We start from the raw sequence: 22550 nt of genomic DNA on the forward strand, positions 1-22550 counted from the left end.
CCCTCCTAACCCGCCACAGCTATCACGAGAATGCCCGCGAAAATAAAAGCGGCTCCGATCACACGTATCACGCCAAACTCTTCTCCCAGCAAGCGCCATCCTAGAAAAGCTCCAATGACCACACTGACCTCGCGAATAGACCCGGCATAGCTGACCTGCGAAATAGAGTACGCCACAAGTACGAGCATATAGCTCAAGAGGCTCAGAATGCCAACCAGGATGATACGCGGCCAGTTTGCCCGCCATTCCGCGATAACGGCCGGACCCCCATAACGCACGATCACAGTCGGGGCAATAAGAAGACTTGTGAGTCCCATAACCAGCACCGTATAGGGCAGCGGCGCAACCTGCTGGACTGCCGCTCCATCGATGGCCGAATAGATGGAGATACAGCAGGCAACGCCAAGCGCAAGGATGAGCGCGCTGCTGCTCAACGCTGATCGCTTTCGCAATGTACGTAATGTCCACCACGATTTACCGCCCACAATGACCAGGCCGCATACCAGGATGCCTATGCCGATCAGGCCATAGAGGCGCGGTCGCTCGCCAAGAAACAGGACGGCCCAGACGGTCAGCAATGCCGGTGCGGTACCACGGGCCATGGGGTAGACAAGCGAAAAATCGCCGTTCGCATAGGCGCGTATCAGCACGATAAAGTAGGCAGACTCAAAAATGGAGCTGAAGATAACATAGGGCCATATGCGCAAGGGAAACGATGCAACCTGCGCAAGCAAGGGTGCGAAACAGATCGCTCCAACCAACAGCGCGCACGCGGTGAAAATCTGCTTTTCCCTGGCACGCTTGACAAACAGATTCCACGTCGCGTGCAATACAGCTGCTATGAGCAATAGACCTAATGCTGCTGGAGGCATAAATTTTCCCGTTCCATGTTTTAGTAGGAACCATCGTTAGTCATCAGTAACTACTTTAACATCATCAGGGGTCATTGGGGAATAGGTTCTCTTCTAGCATTTGCCCTTTCCAACGTGGTACAGTAAGAAGAGACATACATTCAAACAAACTAGCAAGGAGCATATCGTGGCCGGAAAATTCAATCGTGGCAACCAGAATCGTAGGAAAGCCCCTATCCTTGGGCAAAGCCACAGCCTCTCTGACCTCGAAGGGCAGATGATCCAGCAGATGATTCGCGAGCAGCAGAACTCGGCGCGCGAACTATATATTCCGCAGGAAGACCTGGCGCAGGAAGCTACTACACATATGACACCCGAAGCCGAACAGGTGATCGCGGATAGCCGCGTGCGTATCATCTTGCAGATGTTTAATCGCGATTATCTCTATGGCCAGGGGCGGTTCGATGAATACCAGGGCGGACTGCTGCTGAAATGGGGCGATGGTTATTCGCGCAAACACATCTGGGTCAGCGTAGAGGATGGTAACCTGCTCTTCGAGACCAGCCACGCTCGCAAATGCAACAAACCCTATTGCACAGGCACCCACCACGTGCTGACGCGCGACCTCTATACCAATATCGATATCGTTAACGAAGAACTGGGTGACCTCTTCCGCAGGCCGGTTCACGAGTCGCCGGAAGATTAGGATCGGACAGGTATGACAACGCATATTCTCGCGCTGGAAAAAGACCTTTTCTTCGCCGTGAAGATGCGCGATACGTTGCGCCATCACGACATGGAAGTAAAGACCGTGCGCTCGCTGGCCGCTTTCGAGCAGGGACTGGCGGCGGGCGGAGATGAAAAGCCCGCGCTGGTGATCGTGAATATCGCTACCCAGGGCGTTGACTGGGAAACTGCTATTCGGCAGGCGCGCGCTTCCGGTTATCCCGTACTTGCTTTCGGTTCGCATATGGATTTAGAGGCACGCGCGAAAGCTCTCCAGGCAGGAGCCGGACGTGTCGTAGCAAATTCTAAATTTAGCAGCGATATGCCGGGATTGGTACAGCGTATGATTAACGAACCGGCTGCATCATCCCTTGATGACGCGGAAGATACGGCATAGCGTCAATGACTCAGCATGCCTCGCATCAAACGATAGCCCCAGGGAATGAGCAAGAGTCCTTGCCCGGGTAAGTGCTTTTGATAGCGGATAGTTTGATGCCGGTAGGTCCAACGATTGCGAAGAAAATCTTTGTGAGAACGAAGTGAGGGATGCGGTACAGGCCGCATTTGATGGTAACGCGGGCGATATGCAATGCGTCTGCTCATTTAGTCTCCTTATGATTGACGGAACAATCGACAAGACAAAAAGAGGTCTTCCCTACTGTATATTACGTAGGAAAGACCAAATTATTCTCGTGCATGCATATATCGATGCAGCAGTTCAGCATGTTGTGATGTATTAGTGACCGCAGGCGCAGCCGCGTGCCTCACCGCCGCCATCAGCAGTTCTGAAGGAATGCCCACATCCGCAGCTGGAGACAGCATTGGGATTATTGACGGTAAAGCCGGCGCCCATCAAGCTGTCAACATAGTCAACTTCGCTGCCGCTAATATACCCCAGGCTCATTTCATCGACCAGCACGTTGAAGTCGCCCTGGGAGATGATGGTATCGCCTTCCTGCTGTTCGTCAAGGGTCATACCGTACTGGAGACCAGAACACCCACCACCTGCGACGAAGATACGCAGGCCAAGGCTTGGATCATTCTCCTGTTGTAGCAGTTCGCGTACTTTGTTCGCTGCGACAGCCGTCAGAGTTACGACGCTTGTCTCAACCGCAGATTGCGGGGTTTGCTCAATCATGTTTTTTGCCTCTCTAATACATTTGCGCTTGATATTTTCAGGTTTGGCCGCTATATTGCCCCCACAAGCGAAGCAGCAGGAGCCAGGCCCACTCCCAAACCCGTTGGGGATTGAAACCCGTTCACCAGTATTATATACTCCAAAAAGTGAAGCGTCAAGGCTTCCGGCACTCAATACTTCACAAAATGAAGCGCTTACCCGGTGAGATGTGAAGTTGTTCCCTGGATTCCTTTCTTTCTTAGGCATGGTTCAAATGCATGTGACACGCCAGCCATGTCATGCTGAGCGCAGCTCAGCATGACATGGCTGGCGTGTCATGCTGAGCGCAGCGAAGAATCTGCCTCGCCCGGCACCGAGATTCTTCTCCATTCGCTCCGCTCAGGGCTTGCGGCTTCTGCGCTCAGCATGACATGGCTGGCGTGTTGCAACTGTCAAGCACCCTTCGTCAAAATTGAACCTTGCCTTAAGTTCCAAAACGCTGCTGCACGCGGATAACGTTTGCAAGCAGGTCCGGTACATCGGGACTGGAACCGAAGAGTTTTTCGGTACGCCGCTCCTTGCCTGCCGCGATACGGGTGATGGCGTTGGATGCCGACCAGCCCTGTGCCAGCAGGTGCGCGCCCAGCCCACTGATAATGGGGGTCGCAAACGAGGTTCCGCTCCAGTCTGCCCAGCCGGATATATTTTGCTCCCCTTGTGGGAAGGTCGGCGCGATATAGATTCCACGCACAGCATCCGGTAAACCATTCATATCCGTTATGCCAGAGCTATCGCCGCCAAAGGTAGCGACGCCCGCATTCACCGGCGGCAGGCAGGCCAGATTTGCGAATTGTGATGGCAGGAAGCGGCTGTTGACCGAGGTCACACTGAGTACCGTATCGAAACGCGCCGGAGTGCGTGGAGGGCGCGGTTTCTGCCCCTGCCTTAAAAAAGAGGTCGAATCATTGCCCGCGGCTGCTACAACCAGCGCGCCGTGAGCATACAGGCTTTCGAAGAGCAGGCGCAGGCCATCCTCGATATGTGTGAGGACACGGAAAGCGCCGGCGAGTTGCGTAGTAGGCCATTGCCGGTGATCAAACCAGACGTAGGGGAGCCGCCGGATATCGGGCATGACGGTCAGGCTCAGGTTGATAACGAGGCGGTGAATTGCGCCCGATACCATATCCAGCTCCAGGTCCGTCAGCGCGGCGAAGAGATTATACAGGTCGCAGCCGCCGAAATCGTTCAGTATGCGAATAAGGCGAATCCGCGCGCCGGGGGCGATATCACGAATAAGTCCGGCGACGAATATGCCGTGGTCCGGCATAAAGTAGTAGCGCGATTCACCGTTGTTTGTGCGACCGGTGCGTACTTCGTTGGTGACCGGGTAGCGATCATATTCGATCTCGAAGCTGCCATTTTCGCTGCGCAGGTCGGCAGCGATACGCTGTAATAGTGCGTTGCGGCGAAACTCTGGTCGCACAGCGGCATTGAGAATTCTATCGGGAGGATAAGCCGTATCGAGCACGGCCACCATCACATCTTCGGCCCCGTTAGGGTCTAGCAGTAAGCCCTGGTCGACGAACGAGGTATGCCAACCGAGTGGAACGCCGCCGGAAGTCGGGATATCGACCCTCGGTGCAGGACGGGGGGGCGCTGCAGGCCCACCATCGCTATAATACAATGGAGCCGCGGTTACCAACCAGTTCGGCATAGCGGAAACCACGTGCAACCCGGCCTGTGCCAGTTGTTCAAGCTGTCCCTGTATATGAGCAAGAGCCATCGGTACCGGGTCCTGCAGCGCGGAATTATCTTGTCGCACATGATAAAAGATAGCGATCAGAGGTTGCTGCCTGTGAAGGCCAAACAAGAAGGCGCGGCGACGTATGGGCGGCATTCCTGGAACATCGCGCCACCGGCCCTGTGTGCCATACGGTTCCAGAAAAATTTCATATGGTGAAAGGAGCGCGTTCAGCTGGTTGCGTACCTGTTCGATCAGAATATCGATGACTTCATCCGCGGGACGCCTGTGCAGGCGAACCACTACCACCATTTCGCCCGTGACCCAGTTAAATAATTCATCAGGTGTGCCCATCAGCTCTTCGATGGAATTGCGAGACATGCACGAATTCCCCCTATCCGCAAATTGTTTCGAATGCACGCATCTGTGAGCTACCTGTTATGTCTCAGGTAAATCGTTCTTTGCGCGTGATTCTCACATTAACGCATTATACCTGAACCTGGGGAAACTAGCAATCGGCAATTGTCCTCGAATTACCCCTGGCTCTCTGGCTGGTATAATTGCTAAAAAATGCCTTTCATAATCGCGAACAAAGGAGGCTCTATCCCATGTCTTTTGACCGTCTTTGCAATACATTGATACAACTCGCCGCCATTCCCAGCACATCGGGCCACGAAGAATCTATTCGCGCTTACCTGGAGCACCAATTAAACAAGCTTGGGATTTCGTCTCAGACTGATGAAGCTGGCAATCTGATAGGTACGCTTGCCGGCGAGGGTAAGGCAGTGCTGCTCAACGCGCATATGGATCGCGTTCCGCCCGGTCTCGGTCACCAACCAGTGCTGCGAGACGGCATACTTTACAGCGACGGAACGACCAATCTGGGGGCAGATGACGCTGCCGGCATCACGATTATTTTGGAGGTGCTGAAGCGCGTCATCGAGCGCCGGTTGCCCCATCCACCTATCGTGGTCGTCTTCACCGTGCAGGAAGAGGTAGGATTGAAAGGAGCAAACGCCTTCGATCCGGCACCCTGGCATGTTACTGATGGCATTGTCTTCGACAATGCATTCGAGGCAGGCGTCGTCGTCTCGCGAGGGGCTATGTATGAGGCGTTCGACGTGGAGATTCGAGGTCGCACCGGGCATCCTGGCAAAGATTTATCGCGGACGGTAAACGCTATCGAAATCTTTCACGAAGCTAACTACCCACATGGCTCGCTGGCAAACGATCAAACGCGCATCCTGATCGGGCGTATTGCTGGAGGCAGCGCGCGCAATGCCGTACCGGACAGCGTTCACCTCGAAGGGGAAATGCGCAGCTTTGAACCGGTGGAGGCGCGACAACGCTACAAAGAGGCCATTCGAGAAGCATTCCAGCGGGCGGCAGAACGCCTGGGCGGAAGCGTTGAGATAACCTACGATCCCCATTGTACCAGCTACGAAGTCGGCGAAGACGAACCCTTGCTCGCGCTCTATCGCCAGGTGCTGGCCCAGCGCGGAGTTGAGATGCAGATGCGTCCAACATTCATCGGCAGCGACACCAGCGCATTCCGCCCTCGCGTCAAGGCCTTTACGATTTCAACCGGCGTGGTCAATGAGCATTCGACAGAGGAGTATGTTGCCCTGGCTCCATTAGAGCAGGTAGTGGAGGATACATTGAAAGTGCTGGAATTAGCCGCGAAGCGCTAGGCGCGTAAAATATTGTGGCAAAGCCGCATAGGGGCCGATTATGAACTTCCACGAGCAAAATCGGCCATCCGATTGGTTCAGGCCCTGTCATTCTGAGTGCAGCGAAGAATCTCTGGCCCGCTTATGGATAATCACCAGCTCACTCAGCATTGACAAACCCCTACCTGTCCCATTAGAATTAACATAACAACAAACCCTATTTTCATCCTTGCCCATAGTTGCCGGGTGCGAGAGGTATAGAACTATCTATGACCACACATCCCAACACAACGCCTGCGCCAGCCGTATTTGTTCATGGATTGAGCTTTCGCTATCGCACGCTCGACGAGGAGCCGGAAGCCCGCAGGAAGCCGAACCGTCCAGATCAACAGCCACCCGAGCAGGCGAATGCCATTGAGGATATTTCCTTTTCCCTGCCCGCCGGTCAATTATTGCTGATTGCCGGTCCAAGCGGCTGCGGCAAAAGCACCCTGCTGAAATGCCTGAACGGGCTTATTCCCAATAGCTATAAGGGAACACTGAGCGGCGAGATACAACTCGAGGGCCGTTCGATTCCCGGCCTGTCGCTGCGTGACCTCGCGCAACAGGTCGGCACCATGCTGCAAGATCCCGACAAACAGATACTGGGCAGCACCGTCGAGCAGGAAATCGCCTTCGGCCTGGAGAATATGAACACGCCGCGGGAAGAAATGCAGCGCCGCATCGCAGATGTGCTGGAGCAGCTGCACCTGGAACACTATGTGGGGCAGCCAACATTCGCGCTCTCTGGCGGTCAGCGGCAGCAGGTCGCCGCCGCCGGTATCCTGGTCATGCAGCCGTCTATTTTCCTCTTCGACGAGCCATTCGCGAACCTCGATGCCAGGGCGGTAGACGAACTAGAGCAACTGATTAAAGGCCTGCTGGCAAAAGGACGTACCGTCATTATCGTCGAGCATCGTGTCGAGGAGGCGCTGCGATTGCAGCCGAACAAAGTATTGCTCATGCGCGATGGACGCCAGGTCTTCTTCGGCGATACAGAGGAATTTCTAAAGATTGCCGATCCTACACAGGTCAAACTGCCTGTCGAATCCATGCTGCGCACTTTAAATGACCCGCGGGAAGCTTTCAACCTGCTTGTCAGACCAATTATCACTGCACACAGCCGCCAGAAAGAAGCCGGTGAGACCATCCTTGCTTTCGAGAATGTGCATTTTCGCTACAACTCATTCTCCGAGGAAATCCTGCATGGCATCTCCTTTGAAATACATCGCGGCGAGACGATTGCGCTGCTGGGACCCAATGGTTCGGGCAAGACGACACTGGTGAAGCAGGCGCTTGGCTTGCTGAGGCCCAACTCAGGCACGGTACGGCTCTATGGAGAGGATACGCGCGATTTGAGTGTTGCGCAACTCGCCTCGCGCATCGGCTATGTTTTTCAGAGTCCCAGCGCCATGCTCTTTGCTCCCACAGTGCGCAAGGAATTGAGCTTCGGGCCTGAGAACCTGCGCTTTCCGCGTGAGCGTATTGCGACGGTCGTGCAGGAGGCGGAAAAAGCCATGAATTTAGAGCAGTTCGATGCGCGTTCGCCGTTTTCCCTGAGCTTCGGCCAGCAGAAAAGGACGGCCATTGCTTCCGTGCTTTCGATGCAGAGCAAAATCCTGCTGCTCGATGAGCCAACGGCGGGTCAGGATTACCGCTCCTATATCTCTTTCATGGAATATTTGCGCAGCCTGCCGGAACTGGACGCGCTGCTCTTCATCACGCATGATCTCGACCTCGCGCTGCGTTTCACACAACGTGTTTTGCTGCTAAAAGAAGGCAACCTGGTGGCAGATGGTCCGCCGTTGCAGGTGCTGGCTGATCCGGCGCTGCTGGATGCATGCAATCTGCGCCCGACCTCTCTGCTGCATTTCTTGCTTGCCGAACGGAATGCCGTCGCATAAACGACGATAGCTACGAAAGGAGGTTTGCGCACTTCTCAGTTTTTAGTTCCTTTATATTCATCTTTTTCCCTGACGCCGGTTGTTTAGCTGTCAGAAAGGAGTTCCACACATGGCAGTCGCAGAAAAACGAGAGAGTCTCAATACAAAGATCTGGAGCGTCGGCGTGCGCCATATCGTGTTCATGGCGCTTGGCGCGGCGCTTTATGGTGGCTTGAGCTATCTCACCAATATCTTGCAGCTTCCCGCTACCAGTAACGTTTCATTTCGTCCGGCTATTGTTATTCCTTTGTTCTTTGGAGCCGTCTTTGGTCCCTGGGTTGGCCTCTTCACCGGCGGTGTCGGCAACTTCCTTGGAGACTATATTTCAGGCTATGGGGTTTACTGGAACTGGGACCTTGGTAACGCCTTGATCGGCTTTATTGCCGGGCTTGCTATGTATCTGACGTGGGGACGCTACAATACCTCGATGAAGATTATCATTGCGGAGATCTTCGCCGCTGTTGGCGTTGTGGTTGGCATCGGCTTTGCCGCCTATAGCGATATCTGGGTTTCAAAGTATACGGTTGCCGCATCGACCGGCAACTTCGTACCGGCAACCCTGTCCGACCTGGTCAATGGATTGATCCTGCTTCCCATCCTGCTCGTTGCGTACAATGCAGCAATGAGACGCGCCGGGCGCGGGTAAGTCCCTTGTCAGTAATCTGGCAAAAATAAGGTGAGAAGCATGATTTATCTATGCTTCTCACCTGTCCCTGCTGGATGAAAGAGATCATCGATGCTCATTAATTTTCCTTATATCCAACGTGATACACCCATTCATCGCCTGGACCCGCGAACCAAGTTCGTGTTATTGCTGGCCCTTGGTTTCGCGGTGGCGCAGACTTCTAATTTCTGGGTCATTTTGGCGGGATTTATTGGCGCGGCTTTCTACTATAGGCAGGCTCACCTGAAGTGGTCAGAGACAAAACGGGCCTGGTATCTTATTATTGCCCTCAATGTGATGATCATTTTCGTGAACTATTTTCTTTCAGGGGGCAATGTCGTTCAGGGAGTAGACCTTACGCACCCGCATATTCTCTTTACCCTGCCATTTCTGGCGCTAAAAGGGCATTTCCCCTTTATTGGGCTGGGACCATTAGTCTTCAGTGTCGAAAGCGTTACATTTATGATTACGCAAGGGTTGCGAAATTTCAGCATCGCGCTGCTAGCCGTACCCATACCGTATACCACCAATCCTGGACATATCGGCGTGGCTTTCAAGGGATTGGGCCTGCCGGATAGATTTGCCTATGCCATCGACCTCTCATTCCGTTTTTTACCGACAGTAGCGCGCGACTTCGGCACGACGCTCGATGCGCAGCGTGCCCGTGGCTTTGAAATTGACAAGCTGCAAGGGGGAATTTTCAGCAAGATTGCGCGTCTGGCGCCTATGGTTGTGCCTGTTGTCATTGGCTCCGTGGTGGGGGCGGAAGATATCATCAGCGCAATGGAACTGCGCTGCTTTGGTGTTGGCAAGCGTAGCTGGCTCGTAAAGTTGCATGCAAAGCCGGTTGATCGCATACTCATCACCTTCGCGATTGTCGCCTTCCTTGTCATTACTGCTCTTAACATCCTTGGCAGTTTCTATACCTATGGATTTTTGCACGTTTTACATACCCAGGGAATCCCGCACTTTCTGGCACCATAATATGTTCCTCTAGCGTGTTAGATAAAGGGCATACAAAAGGTTCTAAAAGGTATGCTCCCACACGTGATTTATCGAGCAGGCTAGAGGAATAGCGCGTGATGCCTGGAAAGGGTATGGAGATGCCTGAGCGGGTGGGACAACAACTCGGCAATTATCAGCTGGTCAAACTGCTTGGACATGGCGGCTTTGCCGATGTATATCTTGGCGAGCATGTCTATCTCAAAACGCAGGCAGCTATTAAAGTTCTCAAAATGGAGGTGGACAATGAGCAGCGCAATAATTTCCTCAATGAGGCACGAACCATCGCGCATTTAATTCACCCCCATATCATTCGCGTGCTGGATTTCGGCGTAGAGGGTTACACGCCTTTCCTGGTGATGGATTACGCGCCCAACGGCACCTTGCGGGAACGCCATCCCAGCGGCACGCGCCTGCCACTTGCCACCATTCTTATCTACGTGAAGCAGGTTGCCTCGGCTTTGCAATACGCGCACGATCAACATTTCGTACACCGGGATGTCAAACCGGGCAATATGCTGATAGGAGCGCATGATGAAATCCTGTTGAGCGATTTTGGCATTGCGCTCGTTGCTCAAAACTCTTCTTCACAAGATACCCAGGATACCGTCGGCACCGCCGCATATATGGCTCCTGAGCAAATAGAAGGCAAGCCCCGCCCGGCCAGCGACCAGTATGCATTAGGTATAACTGTCTACGAATGGCTATGCGGAGAACGTCCATTTAACGGGTCGCTCACCGAAGTCGTCACGCAGCAGCTATCGACCCCGCCGCCGTCGTTACGAGCCAAAGTCCCTGAGATTTCACCTGACCTTGAAGAAGCCGTGATGATGGCGCTGGCAAAGAATCCGCACGACCGCTTTGCCACGGTAGAGGCTTTCGCCAATGCCCTTGAGCAATCCACCCAGGCAAGAAAATATCCTGAAAGGGTATTGCGGCCGGTTTCGCCGCCCCAACCTCAAGCTTATTCAACGCAGCCTGCCATGTTCTTACCATCCCCAGGCCCAACAAGAACATCTCCCGCTCCTCAGCAATGGCAATCCAGTATGGCTTCTCAGCAACAGGCGAATAATCATGTTGTGAGGAAGAGTAAACCTGCAAGCGAGTTGCCTCATAGCAAGCTCGTTCCTTCAGGAGATTTGCAGGGAACGACAAGGAAGAGCAGTGTTTCGCGTCAAATAGCCGGTATGGTCATCGGTCTTGTGCTTTACGGGTGCGCGTATACATTCATTGGGACGCTGGCGGGCCATAACAACGAACTGGCGGGGTATGCCCTGTTCAGTTTGACGGTGGTTATTCCGATTTTCTTTGGCGTGGTATTTGGTCCCCTGGTTGGTCTTGTCAGCGGCGGCGGCGGTTACTTGATGGGACATTACCTGAGTGGTAATCCTGCTTACTGGAATAATGGCCTTGGAATCGCGCTGACAGGCCTCATCGCCGGTCTGGCCATGCTCAGGACGGGTGGGTATTATGGGAAATTTCGAGCTATTGCGACCGCCATATTGTTCAGCATTTTCGGCATCATTGTTGGCGAGGGAATCGTTGATTGCGGTAGTATCTGGGTCTCGAATGCCAATATGAAAAGCGCCGCCATAAACTTTGTCATCTTCACCCTGCTTGAACTGGTCTGTAGTCTCATCCTTTTACCGATCCTGCTGGCGATTTACAATCTGCTGACGAGAGGGAGCAGGCGAGCTTAATGCCCTTGTCTTACTTTTTGTTGCTTTCACTTTCCTTGATGATTATCCATAATGCGAGGGGGGGATTCTTCGCTGCGCTCAGAATGACATGCCCCAGACACATCCAGGTGTGTCCGGGGCATGTCATTCTGAGCGCAGCAAAGAATCCCCCGGTCAGCGCCTGATGATAGCCTTAATCAGTCAGCGATGTCATTCTATACCCTCACCCCTCATTTCTGAGAGGTGGTTCTGTCTAATGATAGCCTTAGCCAGTCAGCGATGTCATTCTGAGTGCAACGAAGAATCCCCCGGCCAACATCTGAAGGATCAGCGGTTTATCCCCTTGACATATCCTCTACAAGCCTCTACAATAAATCCATTAAAACAAAGTACCATGTTCGAATACATCTTTTCCCGAAAGAGGTGCAATGATGGCGGACCGGACAAACCAGCGGCTTGGCAACTACCACATCGTTCGCCTCATCGGGCGCGGTGGATTCGCCGAAGTCTATCTCGCCGAGCATATCTACCTCAAAACGCAGGTCGCCATCAAGCTACTACAGACGCGGGTATCGAGCGAAGACGATATGAAAGGCTTCCTTCAAGAGGCCCAGACCATTGCTCGCCTGATTCATCCCAATATCGTGCGCGTCACCGACTTCGGTGTGGATGGTGAAACACCCTATCTCGTTATGGACTATGCGTCCAATGGCACGTTACGCCAGCGCCACCCAAAAGGCTCGGTTCTGCCGCTGCCCACGATTGTAACCTATGTGAAACAGGTAGCAGTAGCCCTGCAATACGCGCATGACGAAAAGCTGATCCATCGCGATATAAAACCAGAAAACATGCTGCTTGGGCGAAAAAACGAAATTTTGTTGAGTGATTTTGGTGTGGCCCTGGTCGCTCAAAGTTCGCGTTACCAGAATACGCAGGATGTAGTGGGAACAGTCGCCTACATGTCTCCAGAACAGATTCAGGGGAAACCGCGACCGGCGAGCGATCAGTATTCCCTGGGCGTTGTCGTCTACGAATGGCTGAGTGGAGACCGTCCCTTTCATGGCTCATTTACCGAGTTATGCACGCAGCATATGTTTGCCGCGCCCCCACCGTTGCGGGAGAAGGTTCCGGCAATTCATCCACTCGTTGAGCAGGTCGTATCTATGGCACTCGCAAAAGACTACAAGCAGCGCTTTGGGAGCGTGCAGGCGTTTGCCAATGCGCTGGAGCAGGCGAGCAAAATAGAGCAATCAAGCGAAACATATGTGAAAGCTCCAACTCCGCCACCCCCTCCTAAGCCAGTATCATCTGTTCCACCAACCTTAGCCGCATCTCCCTCAGCGTCGCTACAATCCTCTATTCCCCCGCAGCAATCCACCCCTATTCCACCACCTCCACCACCGGTATCGGGTTATTCCTACCCATCTTATCCTTCTTATTCACCTCAGCAATATGCATCCTATCCGCAGCAGGATGCGCAGAGGCCAACCCGGCAGTCACCTGCTCAGAAGGTGAAAATATGGAGCATTGGCTTGCGACAGGTTATTGCAATGCTCATAGGAACAGCGCTCTTTACTGTCGCCGGCTATGCTATCGACACCCTTTATGTCCATACTGGCTCAAGTTCGTCATCCACACTGTTCAATCCTATTTTCCCATCATTATCGGGAAGCTTTTTGGGCTACTTAACCCTGGGTGGTCTCCTGAATGGACTGATTTTCGTCATTCCCCTGTTCTTTGCTGTAGAGTTTGGCCCGTGGGTTGGAATCATTGTAGCAGCAGGTGGGAGCTGGCTTGCCGATACTATCTCTACCTACCGCGACTACTTTGGCCTGCAGTGGTACTGGTACGTGGCGATTGCTGTTCTGGGTTTCGTCGCGGGGCTCTCTCTGGCCATCACTCGGGGCCGCTACAACAAACTCAGTAGTTTTTTTATTGCCCTGTTTATGAGCGCAGTCGCCATATTTCTTTATTTCCTTATAGGTATTTTCGGCGACAGTAGAATCTATTCATACCTCCAAAGCAGCTTTGGACCCGAATTAGTCGGCCTCACTCTGAATACTATAGTAAGCCTGATACCACTGCTTATCCTGCTCCTGATTTACAACGCGGTAACCGGGAAGATGAGGCAAGTTGCCCAAAAGGAATAATCCTTTGCCCGTTCCTGTTACTATAAGCAGAGCGGATATATGGGGAGAGAAAAGAGGTCATCCTACTATGGCAAAAATATATGACGTTATCATTATTGGTTCTGGGCCGGCTGGCTATACCGCGGGGATTTATGCCGCGCGCGCTAACCTGTCGGTGTTGATGTTTCAGGGCTACCAGGTAGGCGGGCAGTTGATGCTGACCAGCGAGGTAGAGAATTATCCGGGCTTTGAAGAGGGCATTCTGGGACCGCCGATGATGGAAAAATTCGAGATGCAGGCCAGGCGCTTCGGTACCGAGATGATCCCCGAAGATGTGAGCGCGGTCGACTTCAGTAAGCGGCCATTTAAAGTTACTGCCGATTCGGGCGATTATGCAGCTCGCGCCATCATTATTGCCACTGGAGCGAGCGCGAAATGGTTGGGCCTGCCAAGCGAGACTCGCTTGCAGGGACGCGGCGTCAGCGCCTGCGCGACCTGTGATGGATTTTTCTTCCGCAACAAGGATGTAGTAGTCGTCGGCGGCGGCGATACGGCGCTGGAAGAGGCGACGTTCCTGACGCGCTATGCCAGCCATGTCACGGTCATACATCGACGCGATAGCCTGCGCGCCAGCAAGATTATGCAGGACCGCGCCTTCAAGAATCCAAAGATCAGCTTTATCTGGGATACGGAAGTGGTTGAGGTCCTGGGCGATGATGCCGTGAACGGGGTACGACTGCGCAATGTGAAAAATGGCGAGGAAAATGTCCTGCCAGCGCAGGGGCTGTTCCTGGCGATTGGACACGAGCCGAATACCGGCCTGTTCAAGGGCTTCATCGACATGGATGAAAAGGGCTATATTGTTCCCGCTGAGTATACAATGACGAATATTCCCGGTGTCTTTGCCGCCGGTGATGTCACCGACCACCGCTATCGCCAGGCAGTTACCGCCGCGGGTGATGGTTGTCGCGCCGCCATCGATCTGGAACGCTGGCTCGAAAGCCAGGGCGAGGATGTCGGCGTAGAAAACTGGAACTAAATTTTAATTTGAGAAGCGGAACCGAAAATGCCAGGGAAACAACCACAAGCGTTGTTTCCCTGGCATTTTCGGTTCCGCTTCTCAAACCGGTACTTGTCATAGGAATCGTATACCAGTATAATTTACCTCAAGCCTGATTTATAGGCGATAAAATGTAAGCTCCCGGTTTTTATGAGAGGGGGTCGATACACATGGATGTTACCGAGAATCCAGGCGGGGTTGCGATTAGCCCTCCCGGAACCGCAACGCAGCGGCGCGTTTCCCTCTTCGACCAGATCAACATCAATGTCTTCTGGATTGCCAACAATTTTCACTGGCAGGCATTGCTCGCCATCGTCATTCCCAGTATGGTGGTCTACTTCCTGGGCAATGCCAACAAGGACATCAACCTGGCGCTGGTCGTCGTGTGGGGCACGCTTGTTGCTTTCGTCGTCAACCCGCTGGTCGGAGCCATCTCCGACTATGCCACCTTCCGCATCGGGCGCCGCCGTCCCTTTTTAATTATCGGTACTATTCTCAACGTCATCGTACTGGTATTGTTCGCGTTCTCCCCATTCTGGTTTTCGTCTACGGGGCTTCTTGTTACCTTTATTCTCCTGTTCTTATTGTTACAGTTTAGCAACAACTTCGCCAATGCTCCCTGGGGAGCGATCATCGCCGACAAAGTCCCGCAGAATCAACGCGGCGTAACAGCCGGACTCTTTGGCCTCTTCACTCTGCTTGGCACGATTCTGGGCTCGGTAGTGGCCGGTATTATCGTCAACAAGAACAATCCCCTCCCTGTGTATCGCAACGGAATCGTAGAAATCTTCTTGCTCATCGCGGTTGTGCAAATCGTTTTTGTTGCCTATACAGCGCTCACCGTCAAAGAGACGCCATTGCCTTTAAGGGAGGGCAGAACGTTTCAACTGAGCACTGCCCTTAAGAGGTTTTTCTTCAAACCTTCGCGCTATCCAGACCTCTCGTGGGTGTTGCTCGCGCGCCTGCTGGTGATGATGGGAATCTGGGGTGTCTTCTACTTTCTCCAGTATTATTTCGATGACGTGCTGGGAGGGCCTGGGGTGAAGACTATCATCTTCGGCTCGCAATTCTCCGGCGAGCAATTCTCCGGCACGTTGTTCCTGCCCATCCTGCTCGTAGCTGCGCTGCCCACCTCGATTATCGCAGGTTGGATCTCCGATCGTATAGGACGCAAAGGGCTGGTCTACCTTTCGGGCACGATGATGACGGTTGTCTGCCTCATCTTTATCCTCTTTCAAAGTCAATATGGAGCATTAATCGCCGGTATCTTCTTCGGTATTGGCTATGGGGCGTATACCAGTGTAGACTGGGCGCTGGCGGCCGACGCCTTACCACCAACCGATGAGGCGGGTAAATTCCTGGGCATCTGGTCGGCGATGGGCATTCTACCACAGGTTATCGGCATTACTATCGGCGCGCTCATCCTGCAAGCCTTGCGCAGTCTGCCCAATCACTTCGGCTACACCTCGCTTTTCCTGGTGACGATTGTGTACTTTGCGCTGGGAACGCTGGTGATTTACCAGGTGAAAGGCGTGAAGTAGCAAGAAGCCCGGCACCTCGCGCGAGGTGCCGGGCTTCTTGCTACTTCGTTTAATCGTACTCCTCCGGTCGAATCTCCACATATTTCAAGAACCATTCCAGCATCGTTTGCCACCGTCCGTAGAACTGGCTTTGCTTTGTGGTATTCATGTGCCACGAGGCCGGGCCGCGCACGAACTCGACGGGAACCCTGCCCATCATCTTGAGCGCCATATAGAACTGTTCCGACTGCTCGATGGGACAGCGCAGGTCATTTTCGGGATGGATGATACACGTGGGCGTGGTGACGCGCGCGGCGTAAGTGAGGGGCGAGCGCTCGCGGTAATAGGCTTCGCGTTCGGGGTTCCAGGGATAGCCCTGCGCTTCCTTTACCATCCAGAAGCCGATATCTGAGGTGCCGACGAAACTGGACAGGTTGGAGATACCGGCCATAGGAACGGCGGCCTTGAAGCGGTCAGTCTGTCCGATGACATACATGGTCATGTAGCCACCGTAGCTATAACCGGTTACCACAAGGCGCTCCGGGTCCGCAATGCCGCGCGCAATACATGCGTCAACGCCAAGCATGATATCTTGAAAATCCCAACCGCCCCAGTCGCCCACCACCTGGCGCATAAAGTCCTGCCCGCGCCCGCTACTGCCGTGCGGGTTACAGTAGAAACTGGCAAAGCCCTGCGCAGCAAGGTACTGGAAGAACGGACTCATGCCTGTAGTGAATGTGCTGTGTGGACCGCCATGAATGCTCACCAGTAGAGGGTAGCGCACGCCCTCTCGCGCCCCGATTGGCCGTACAATCCAGCCATCGATTTCATCTCCATTGGCTCCCGCATAGGTAATGCGCTCCGGTATGCTCCAGACAAACTGCTCCAGCTGGCGGTCGTGAAGATGCGTCAAAGGCTCTATCTCCCCGGATACGCGTACTTCGTCATCTTCGCCCTTTAGAGGTAACAGGTAGATTTCCCATGGATGAAGCAGATGCGACTGCGCCAACAATAACCCCTGCTCATTGGGCAGCAAAGACAGGTGGGTGGTCAGATAGTCGTCATTCGTGAGGCGAGTAGATGCATTTTGCGCCATATCCAGGCAATAGACATTGGCAGAACCACGTTCATTGACGAGAAAATAGACATATTTTCCATCCCTGCTCCATTGTGGACGGTATGGGCCGGGCAGTCCGAAATTGGAGACGGTTGGAGGAAAGGCGTTATTATCAATTTCATCCGCCAGCGTCTCGATCTTGCCGCCTTCGCGCGCCACAAGATACAGGCGCTCGTTACAAACCTCTCCTTTGCGCATATCTTGATCGGCAACCAGGATCACGCGCTGACCGTCGGGTGACCACGCATAGCTGGCTATCTGCAATGCACCATCAGTAATGCAATGAGCGTCTCCCGTCTCGCGGTTGATTAGCCACACGTCAGTGACCAGCGAGCGGTCTCGATCTTCATTCCGGTTGCATAATACAGATATTTCTTTGCTATCGGGCAGCCAGCACGGCAGGGCATGGTCATAGTCGCCGGAGGTGAGGCGTCGAACGGCAGCCGCATCAAGCGTAATATCGTCAGCAGTGGGCGCGGGTATCACAAAAAGCTGGGAGAAATTTTCAAAGATACCGCGTCCATCGAGGCGATACCAGATTTTGTTGATGATACGTTGGCGATAACGTTCCGCATCCTCGTATTTCTTCTTATCGGCCCCCTCCAGCGTTTTACGCCCCATTAGAATCTCATCGTCATCGTCTGGAGCAGCAATGGCAGTGAAAGCGATCCACTGCCCATCAGGCGACCAGGCAGCCTCGTTGATTCCATGCAGCATATTCGTGAGTTTGCATGCCTCGCCGCCATCTGTATTAATCACCCATAATTGCTTCTTTTCTTCTTCGCGGTTGGAAATGAACAGCAGACGCAGGCTATCGGGTGCCCAGGTGGGATTCAGGTCATTTTTGCTGCCGCTTGTCAGCTGGCGCGCCGTTCCCACTGCATATCCATGCTCATCGAGATGGAGCAGCCAGATGGCATTCTGCCTGCTATCTTTTGCTTTATCCTTGCTCTGCATCACGAATGCGACACGCCTGCCATCCGGGGAAAGTGCAATATTGCCCATTTCTTTAAATTGCCAGAGATCATCGTAAGAAAGTTTGCGGGTTGCTGTCATGGGGAACCTTTCTATAGCTTTTACTTTTACGTTTGAAGAGCATGCGATATAACGAAAGAGGGGCGCAGGCCTGCGCCCCTCTTTCGTTATATCGCATGCTCTTCAAACATTACTTAATTGACCCCTCGTAGATGCCCATAACGGTGCTGAGGAACTTGATCGCGTCGTCCTTCTTGCGCTGGAACGAGTTGCGGCCAATGATGGAGCCGAAACCGCCGCCATCGCGAATGGCTCGGGCTTCCTCGAAGAACTCCTCGTCGGCGGCATACGTCCCGCCGGAGAAAATGACGATCCTGCGCCCGTCGAACGCGCTCTGCACGACATGGTGGACTCGCTCGGCCAGGGTCGAAATGGGGATTTCATACTTCTGGTAGACTTTTTGCGCTTCCGCCAGTTCCACTTTCGCGCTGGGCAGTTTGACCTTGATGATATCCGCGCCCAGTTGGGCCGCGATCTGGGCGGCATAGGCTACGACATCAACCGCCGTCTCGCCCTCTTTGCTCAGGCCGCTGCCGCGCGGGTACGACCAGACGACGACCGCGAGTCCGCTGGCCTTGGCTTCCTCGGCCAGTTCGCGCAGTTCCTCGTACATGGTGGTAGCCTGGGCGGAGCCGGGGTAGATGGTGAAACCGACGGCGGCACAGCCCAGGCGCAGCGCATCGCCAACACCGGCAGTAATCGCTGAAATGGGGTCTTTGTCATCGTGCAACAGGTCGTGGTTGTTGCACTTCAGAATCAAGGGCACTTCGCCGACGTAATCGGAGACACCGGCTTCCAACAAACCCAGTGGAGCGGCATAGGCATTGCAGCCCGCTTCAATAGCAAGCTGGAAAAAATAGCGCGGGTCATAACCGGCGGGGTTGGGCGCGAAACTACGCGCCGGGCCATGTTCAAAGCCCTGGTCTACAGGCAGGATGACCATTTTTCCGGTGCCTGCCAGCCGGCCATGATTCAGCATACGCGCGAGATTGGCTCGCACACCTGGATTTTCGCTGGCGTACCAGCTTAAAATTTCACGAACCCGGTCGTTCATCTCTCTTGTTCCTTTCTTTCTCTTTTCTTGAGCCTTGTCCTATCTTCACCTGGCAATATGACAGGAGATCCAATTGCCTGATCTCTTTGTATTGTATCACCTGGCCATGTCATTCTGAGCGAAAGAAGCCGAAGCCCTGAGCGCAGGAACGGGGAAGAATCTCACCAGGACTTCAAAAGGTGTGCAACTTTGCCATCGGGCGTGACATCGTAGCGGATACGGTCAGGATTGACATCCTCAATTTCCGACGTATTTTTGGCCGCGACGACTGTATCGTGAGGATGAACTATCTGCCAGACACTGGCAACAGTGCCCGGCTCCTCCTGCCGGTACACATAACGAGTTGGAACTTTCGCGCGTTGCGCCAGGTGTTCGGCTTTACCGAAATATTCTTTCGCCTGCTGGTCATCAAGATAAGGGTCGTACACCTCGAACATGCTGGGCATTCGACCTGGCCTGCTCTTGCCGACATACAGGAAGACGACAGGATGACCATCCGCTTCGTTAAGGGCCGTCCGTATCACTGCCTCATTTTGCCCATTGTTTGCCGTCAGCACAGCCATAATAGAACCCGGCAAACGGCCCTCGATACCGGTGGTAACAACAGGCAAACGCCCGGCCCTCCTATGCTGCGAATAGTTGATGTAGGCCACAAGCATTCCTATACCTGCTACAGTCCCGCCAAATGCCGTCGCAAGCGGTTTTGCGACTAAATTGGTACACCATGCTGTGGCTACCAGCAGCGTGGTGAGCACGCCTAGCCAGAAATCGAGATTGTACCAGAGATTATGCAGCCTTATTCGCCACGAACGTGTTGGAGCGGCCATAATCGCGATAGTATCCGGCTCAACTCCTTTCGCGGCTTCGGAACCATTAGAATGTGTATATTCCTCACTTAATTTCCTGGCCTTGTTGACTACGTCTTCGGTGGATGCCTGTGTATTCCCATCAGTGGGGGGTAAGTGCCTGGCTATTTCCCGCGCCATCTTGCGTTCGCGCCGGCGTACAATATCCAGGCCGAGACAGGTAAGAGTGAAAGCCCCAAGCAGACCAAAAGCATACATGTCACCCAGGATGTTAATATTGCCTCTCACGATGATGAGTACCGCGATAGGAACGCCTGTGGCCAGGGCAATGGAGTAGTGAGGAGTACCGCGTAACTTATTACGTTTGAGTACAAATGCTGGAAAGAATTCCATGCGCGAAAGGGCCATAAACACGTGATAGGAGCCAATAATGGCCGTATTGCTGGCAAAAACCAGGAGCGCACTCGCGCTAATAGCCACTTCCGTCTGTAGGATGATTCCTCCCCATTTGCCGCCAAGCAAAGAGATGACTTGCGCGGATAGTACTGGACTATCAACGACGCTCTTCGGCAATAACAACGTTGAGAGCATAGTCAGCAGTGGGCTGGTCAACCCGATGGTCAAAACAACGAGCAGGAGTGCGATTCCTGCCACCCTCTTGCGAGGAGTCTTCATGACCGGGGAAAGCTGCGAAATACTCTCAAGACCTGAAAACGCGAGGAACGAACCCGCAAATCCGGTCAGGAGAGAGACCGGCGTGAGCGCATCATGTGCAAACATCGAACCGAATAGCGCGAAAAACTCCGGTAGAGAAATATGAGTAAACACTGTGACAAGGATTGCGATATCACTTAAGAAGGCTATGATAGCACCAACCAGGCTCACTTTCGCGCTCTCGCTCACCCCCACCCAGTTGAGAATACCTAATAAAACCAGAATAACAATGGTAATCTCCAGCGCGAATGGACCCATGGCCGGTATTACTACGCTCAAGTACAACATTCCTGAAAGGCTGCTGATAGCGGCAGTCAGGAAGTAATCAACCAGGATGAACATGCCACCCAGGGCGCCAACCCAGTGATTAATGGCCTGAGCCGCTACTGTCACCACACCGCCACCCTGTGGGAAACGCTCGGTGACCTCTGCATACTTTAAAGTGAGCAATACAAATACGGTCATCGTCAGGAAAACAAAAAAACCGGCCAGTCTCCCTACTGTTCCATAGAGGATACCAGGGGTATAGTAAACGGAAGTACCTATATCCGCAAAGACTACTGCCCAACAAAGAATGGGACCGAGCAGATTTCTATCTGAGCTATGCTCGTCCCCTTTCGTCGAATGCGATGATTCCTGCGCCACAGATTCCTGTGCCATAGCGTTCCTTTTCTATGATAGGGCCATGATAGGCATATTTCCTTAATATAACACGGTCGGAACTGACCATTAAGAGTCAGTTCAACCTGCAAATAGTTTAGCATAGCGATATGGTAGTAGCAAGAAAAATGGCTTGCTCATAGAGCCTTATGCGCGTTGCCCCTGGTTTTTCTCAAAAATTTGGCTGCTATACAAGCAGTGGAGAACACAACTATTGTTACTTCAGACAGGTTGGTACGTTTTTCACACAAAGATGGAGACAATCATCGTTCTTCTATATAATGGTACACTCGCATGCCAATGGCCGGTTGGTAATGGGGGGCCGATGGCTCACGATTTTGTAAGCCCTGTGTAGGGACAGCGACCTGTCCCTGTCCTCTTCGGGTCATGAAAGGATGTGACGCCTGCCGCTCCCAGAGCGAGAGGATACACATCAAAACCGAAAAGGTCAAGTGTGAATATACTAAGGAGGACTCATGAAATCCAGCGGCAGTGGTTTTGAGCAGATCATGGAGGAATTGCTCAAACAAAAACAAATTCTGGAAGATTTGGAAGCGGAAAATAAAGAGCTGCATCGCCAGCTTGCCGATTTGCGCGCCGGGCGAGGTATCGTGCTAGAAATTGAAGGCCAGCGCTTTTCGTTGGTCGGAGAGCCTGTGATTGTCTCCCAGAAAGATGTGCCAGGTCCACAGAGCGATCTTTCTTCAATGGAAACATCGGCTATTCCAAATATATCTACCGTCGAGACGGTTATGCCTGCCATGCCAGAGACTCCGATACCTGATATAGACGCGGTTATAGAAGAATCGCCTGAAGATACTTCCCCCTCAACTCCCGCGGCCTCTCCGATCATGTTGGAAGATATGCTGCTCGAAGAGTTTACCTCGGCAGCCGGTGATCAGATGGCCGCCTGGTCAGGTCCGGCATCCAGAGCGACTGAGATAGACGAAGCAGAAAAAGCAATGCTGCGGCGTGAACTAATGGGCAGTTTTTTGCTGGAATAAAGAACCAGGGGCGACCACA

18 protein-coding genes are annotated in these 22550 nt (G+C 53.3%); 11 read left to right on the forward strand and 7 right to left on the reverse strand.

Features of this window, described 5'->3' with window-relative positions; translation table 11 throughout:
- Window positions 1-5: 5 nt before the first annotated feature.
- Window positions 6-872 carry a DMT family transporter gene (locus tag VFA09_22640; protein HZU70087.1) on the reverse strand — a complete coding sequence of 289 codons (867 nt, stop codon included), beginning with the start codon at window positions 870-872 and terminating at the stop codon, window positions 6-8.
- 166 nt (window positions 873-1038) lie between these two features.
- Between VFA09_22640 and VFA09_22645 the strand changes: the two genes are divergently transcribed.
- A complete protein-coding gene (locus VFA09_22645; GenBank protein ID HZU70088.1) occupies window positions 1039-1557 on the forward strand; it encodes a hypothetical protein in 519 nt (172 codons plus the stop codon).
- Between the two features lie 12 nt (window positions 1558-1569).
- Window positions 1570-1974: a hypothetical protein gene (locus tag VFA09_22650; GenBank protein HZU70089.1), complete on the forward strand. Its 405-nt coding sequence runs from the start codon at window positions 1570-1572 to the stop codon at window positions 1972-1974.
- 2 nt (window positions 1975-1976) lie between these two features.
- Here the strand turns inward: VFA09_22650 and VFA09_22655 are convergent, their stop codons facing one another.
- The 3 genes from VFA09_22655 to VFA09_22665 form a co-directional block, all read right to left on the reverse strand.
- A complete protein-coding gene (locus tag VFA09_22655) occupies window positions 1977-2180 on the reverse strand; it encodes a hypothetical protein (protein HZU70090.1) in 204 nt (67 codons plus the stop codon).
- A 133-nt stretch (window positions 2181-2313) separates the two neighbouring features.
- On the reverse strand, window positions 2314-2715 hold the full coding sequence (erpA, locus tag VFA09_22660) for an iron-sulfur cluster insertion protein ErpA (GenBank protein ID HZU70091.1): 402 nt from the start codon (window positions 2713-2715) through the stop codon (window positions 2314-2316).
- Window positions 2716-3178: 463 nt separating this feature from the next.
- Window positions 3179-4816, reverse strand: a complete 1638-nt coding sequence (locus VFA09_22665) for a S8/S53 family peptidase (GenBank protein HZU70092.1) — start codon at window positions 4814-4816, stop codon at window positions 3179-3181.
- Window positions 4817-5043: 227 nt separating this feature from the next.
- Here VFA09_22665 and VFA09_22670 point away from each other — a divergent pair, with 227 nt between their 5' ends.
- From VFA09_22670 to VFA09_22705, 8 genes are all read left to right on the forward strand, one after another.
- Window positions 5044-6126 carry a M20/M25/M40 family metallo-hydrolase gene (locus VFA09_22670; protein ID HZU70093.1) on the forward strand — a complete coding sequence of 361 codons (1083 nt, stop codon included), beginning with the start codon at window positions 5044-5046 and terminating at the stop codon, window positions 6124-6126.
- A gap of 248 nt (window positions 6127-6374) precedes the next feature.
- Window positions 6375-8048, forward strand: a complete 1674-nt coding sequence (locus VFA09_22675; GenBank protein HZU70094.1) for an ABC transporter ATP-binding protein — start codon at window positions 6375-6377, stop codon at window positions 8046-8048.
- 109 nt (window positions 8049-8157) lie between these two features.
- Window positions 8158-8733: an ECF transporter S component gene (locus VFA09_22680; GenBank protein HZU70095.1), complete on the forward strand. Its 576-nt coding sequence runs from the start codon at window positions 8158-8160 to the stop codon at window positions 8731-8733.
- 90 nt (window positions 8734-8823) lie between these two features.
- Window positions 8824-9735 carry an energy-coupling factor transporter transmembrane component T gene (locus tag VFA09_22685; protein ID HZU70096.1) on the forward strand — a complete coding sequence of 304 codons (912 nt, stop codon included), beginning with the start codon at window positions 8824-8826 and terminating at the stop codon, window positions 9733-9735.
- 98 nt (window positions 9736-9833) lie between these two features.
- Window positions 9834-11453 carry a serine/threonine-protein kinase gene (locus VFA09_22690; GenBank protein ID HZU70097.1) on the forward strand — a complete coding sequence of 540 codons (1620 nt, stop codon included), beginning with the start codon at window positions 9834-9836 and terminating at the stop codon, window positions 11451-11453.
- A gap of 410 nt (window positions 11454-11863) precedes the next feature.
- The gene (locus VFA09_22695) at window positions 11864-13582 is read left to right on the forward strand and encodes a protein kinase (protein ID HZU70098.1); all 1719 of its coding nucleotides are present in this window, start codon (window positions 11864-11866) and stop codon (window positions 13580-13582) included.
- A gap of 67 nt (window positions 13583-13649) precedes the next feature.
- Window positions 13650-14600, forward strand: a complete 951-nt coding sequence (gene trxB / locus VFA09_22700) for a thioredoxin-disulfide reductase (protein HZU70099.1) — start codon at window positions 13650-13652, stop codon at window positions 14598-14600.
- Between the two features lie 191 nt (window positions 14601-14791).
- Window positions 14792-16162 carry an MFS transporter gene (locus VFA09_22705; GenBank protein HZU70100.1) on the forward strand — a complete coding sequence of 457 codons (1371 nt, stop codon included), beginning with the start codon at window positions 14792-14794 and terminating at the stop codon, window positions 16160-16162.
- Window positions 16163-16211: 49 nt separating this feature from the next.
- Here the strand turns inward: VFA09_22705 and VFA09_22710 are convergent, their stop codons facing one another.
- The 3 genes from VFA09_22710 to VFA09_22720 form a co-directional block, all read right to left on the reverse strand.
- Complete coding sequence (locus VFA09_22710) at window positions 16212-18314, reverse strand: S9 family peptidase (GenBank protein ID HZU70101.1); 2103 nt, start codon at window positions 18312-18314, stop codon at window positions 16212-16214.
- A gap of 109 nt (window positions 18315-18423) precedes the next feature.
- Entirely contained in the window at window positions 18424-19347 is a 924-nt protein-coding gene (locus tag VFA09_22715; GenBank protein HZU70102.1) for a class I fructose-bisphosphate aldolase, read from the reverse strand.
- 161 nt (window positions 19348-19508) lie between these two features.
- Complete coding sequence (locus VFA09_22720) at window positions 19509-21527, reverse strand: APC family permease (GenBank protein ID HZU70103.1); 2019 nt, start codon at window positions 21525-21527, stop codon at window positions 19509-19511.
- 476 nt (window positions 21528-22003) lie between these two features.
- On the opposite strand from VFA09_22720, the gene VFA09_22725 reads away from it, so the two are divergent.
- Window positions 22004-22531 (forward strand): hypothetical protein, encoded by a 528-nt coding sequence (locus VFA09_22725; GenBank protein ID HZU70104.1) that lies wholly within the window; start codon window positions 22004-22006, stop codon window positions 22529-22531.
- Window positions 22532-22550: the final 19 nt, after the last annotated feature.

The sequence above is a fragment of the Ktedonobacteraceae bacterium genome, assembly GCA_035653615.1.
Taxonomy (GTDB): domain Bacteria; phylum Chloroflexota; class Ktedonobacteria; order Ktedonobacterales; family Ktedonobacteraceae; genus DASRBN01.

Coding starts and splice junctions, on each gene's coding strand:
- VFA09_22650 (HZU70089.1), top strand. CDS start 1,570: ATGACAACGCATATTCTCGCGCTGGAAAAAGACCTTTTCTTCGCCGTG.
- VFA09_22715 (HZU70102.1), bottom strand. CDS start 19,347: ATGAACGACCGGGTTCGTGAAATTTTAAGCTGGTACGCCAGCGAAAAT.
- VFA09_22720 (HZU70103.1), bottom strand. CDS start 21,527: ATGGCACAGGAATCTGTGGCGCAGGAATCATCGCATTCGACGAAAGGG.
- VFA09_22695 (HZU70098.1), top strand. CDS start 11,864: ATGGCGGACCGGACAAACCAGCGGCTTGGCAACTACCACATCGTTCGC.
- VFA09_22670 (HZU70093.1), top strand. CDS start 5,044: ATGTCTTTTGACCGTCTTTGCAATACATTGATACAACTCGCCGCCATT.
- VFA09_22710 (HZU70101.1), bottom strand. CDS start 18,314: ATGACAGCAACCCGCAAACTTTCTTACGATGATCTCTGGCAATTTAAA.
- VFA09_22685 (HZU70096.1), top strand. CDS start 8,824: ATGCTCATTAATTTTCCTTATATCCAACGTGATACACCCATTCATCGC.
- VFA09_22640 (HZU70087.1), bottom strand. CDS start 872: ATGCCTCCAGCAGCATTAGGTCTATTGCTCATAGCAGCTGTATTGCAC.
- VFA09_22725 (HZU70104.1), top strand. CDS start 22,004: ATGAAATCCAGCGGCAGTGGTTTTGAGCAGATCATGGAGGAATTGCTC.
- VFA09_22680 (HZU70095.1), top strand. CDS start 8,158: ATGGCAGTCGCAGAAAAACGAGAGAGTCTCAATACAAAGATCTGGAGC.
- VFA09_22690 (HZU70097.1), top strand. CDS start 9,834: ATGCCTGGAAAGGGTATGGAGATGCCTGAGCGGGTGGGACAACAACTC.
- erpA (HZU70091.1), bottom strand. CDS start 2,715: ATGATTGAGCAAACCCCGCAATCTGCGGTTGAGACAAGCGTCGTAACT.
- VFA09_22675 (HZU70094.1), top strand. CDS start 6,375: ATGACCACACATCCCAACACAACGCCTGCGCCAGCCGTATTTGTTCAT.
- VFA09_22665 (HZU70092.1), bottom strand. CDS start 4,816: ATGTCTCGCAATTCCATCGAAGAGCTGATGGGCACACCTGATGAATTA.
- VFA09_22705 (HZU70100.1), top strand. CDS start 14,792: ATGGATGTTACCGAGAATCCAGGCGGGGTTGCGATTAGCCCTCCCGGA.
- trxB (HZU70099.1), top strand. CDS start 13,650: ATGGCAAAAATATATGACGTTATCATTATTGGTTCTGGGCCGGCTGGC.
- VFA09_22655 (HZU70090.1), bottom strand. CDS start 2,180: ATGAGCAGACGCATTGCATATCGCCCGCGTTACCATCAAATGCGGCCT.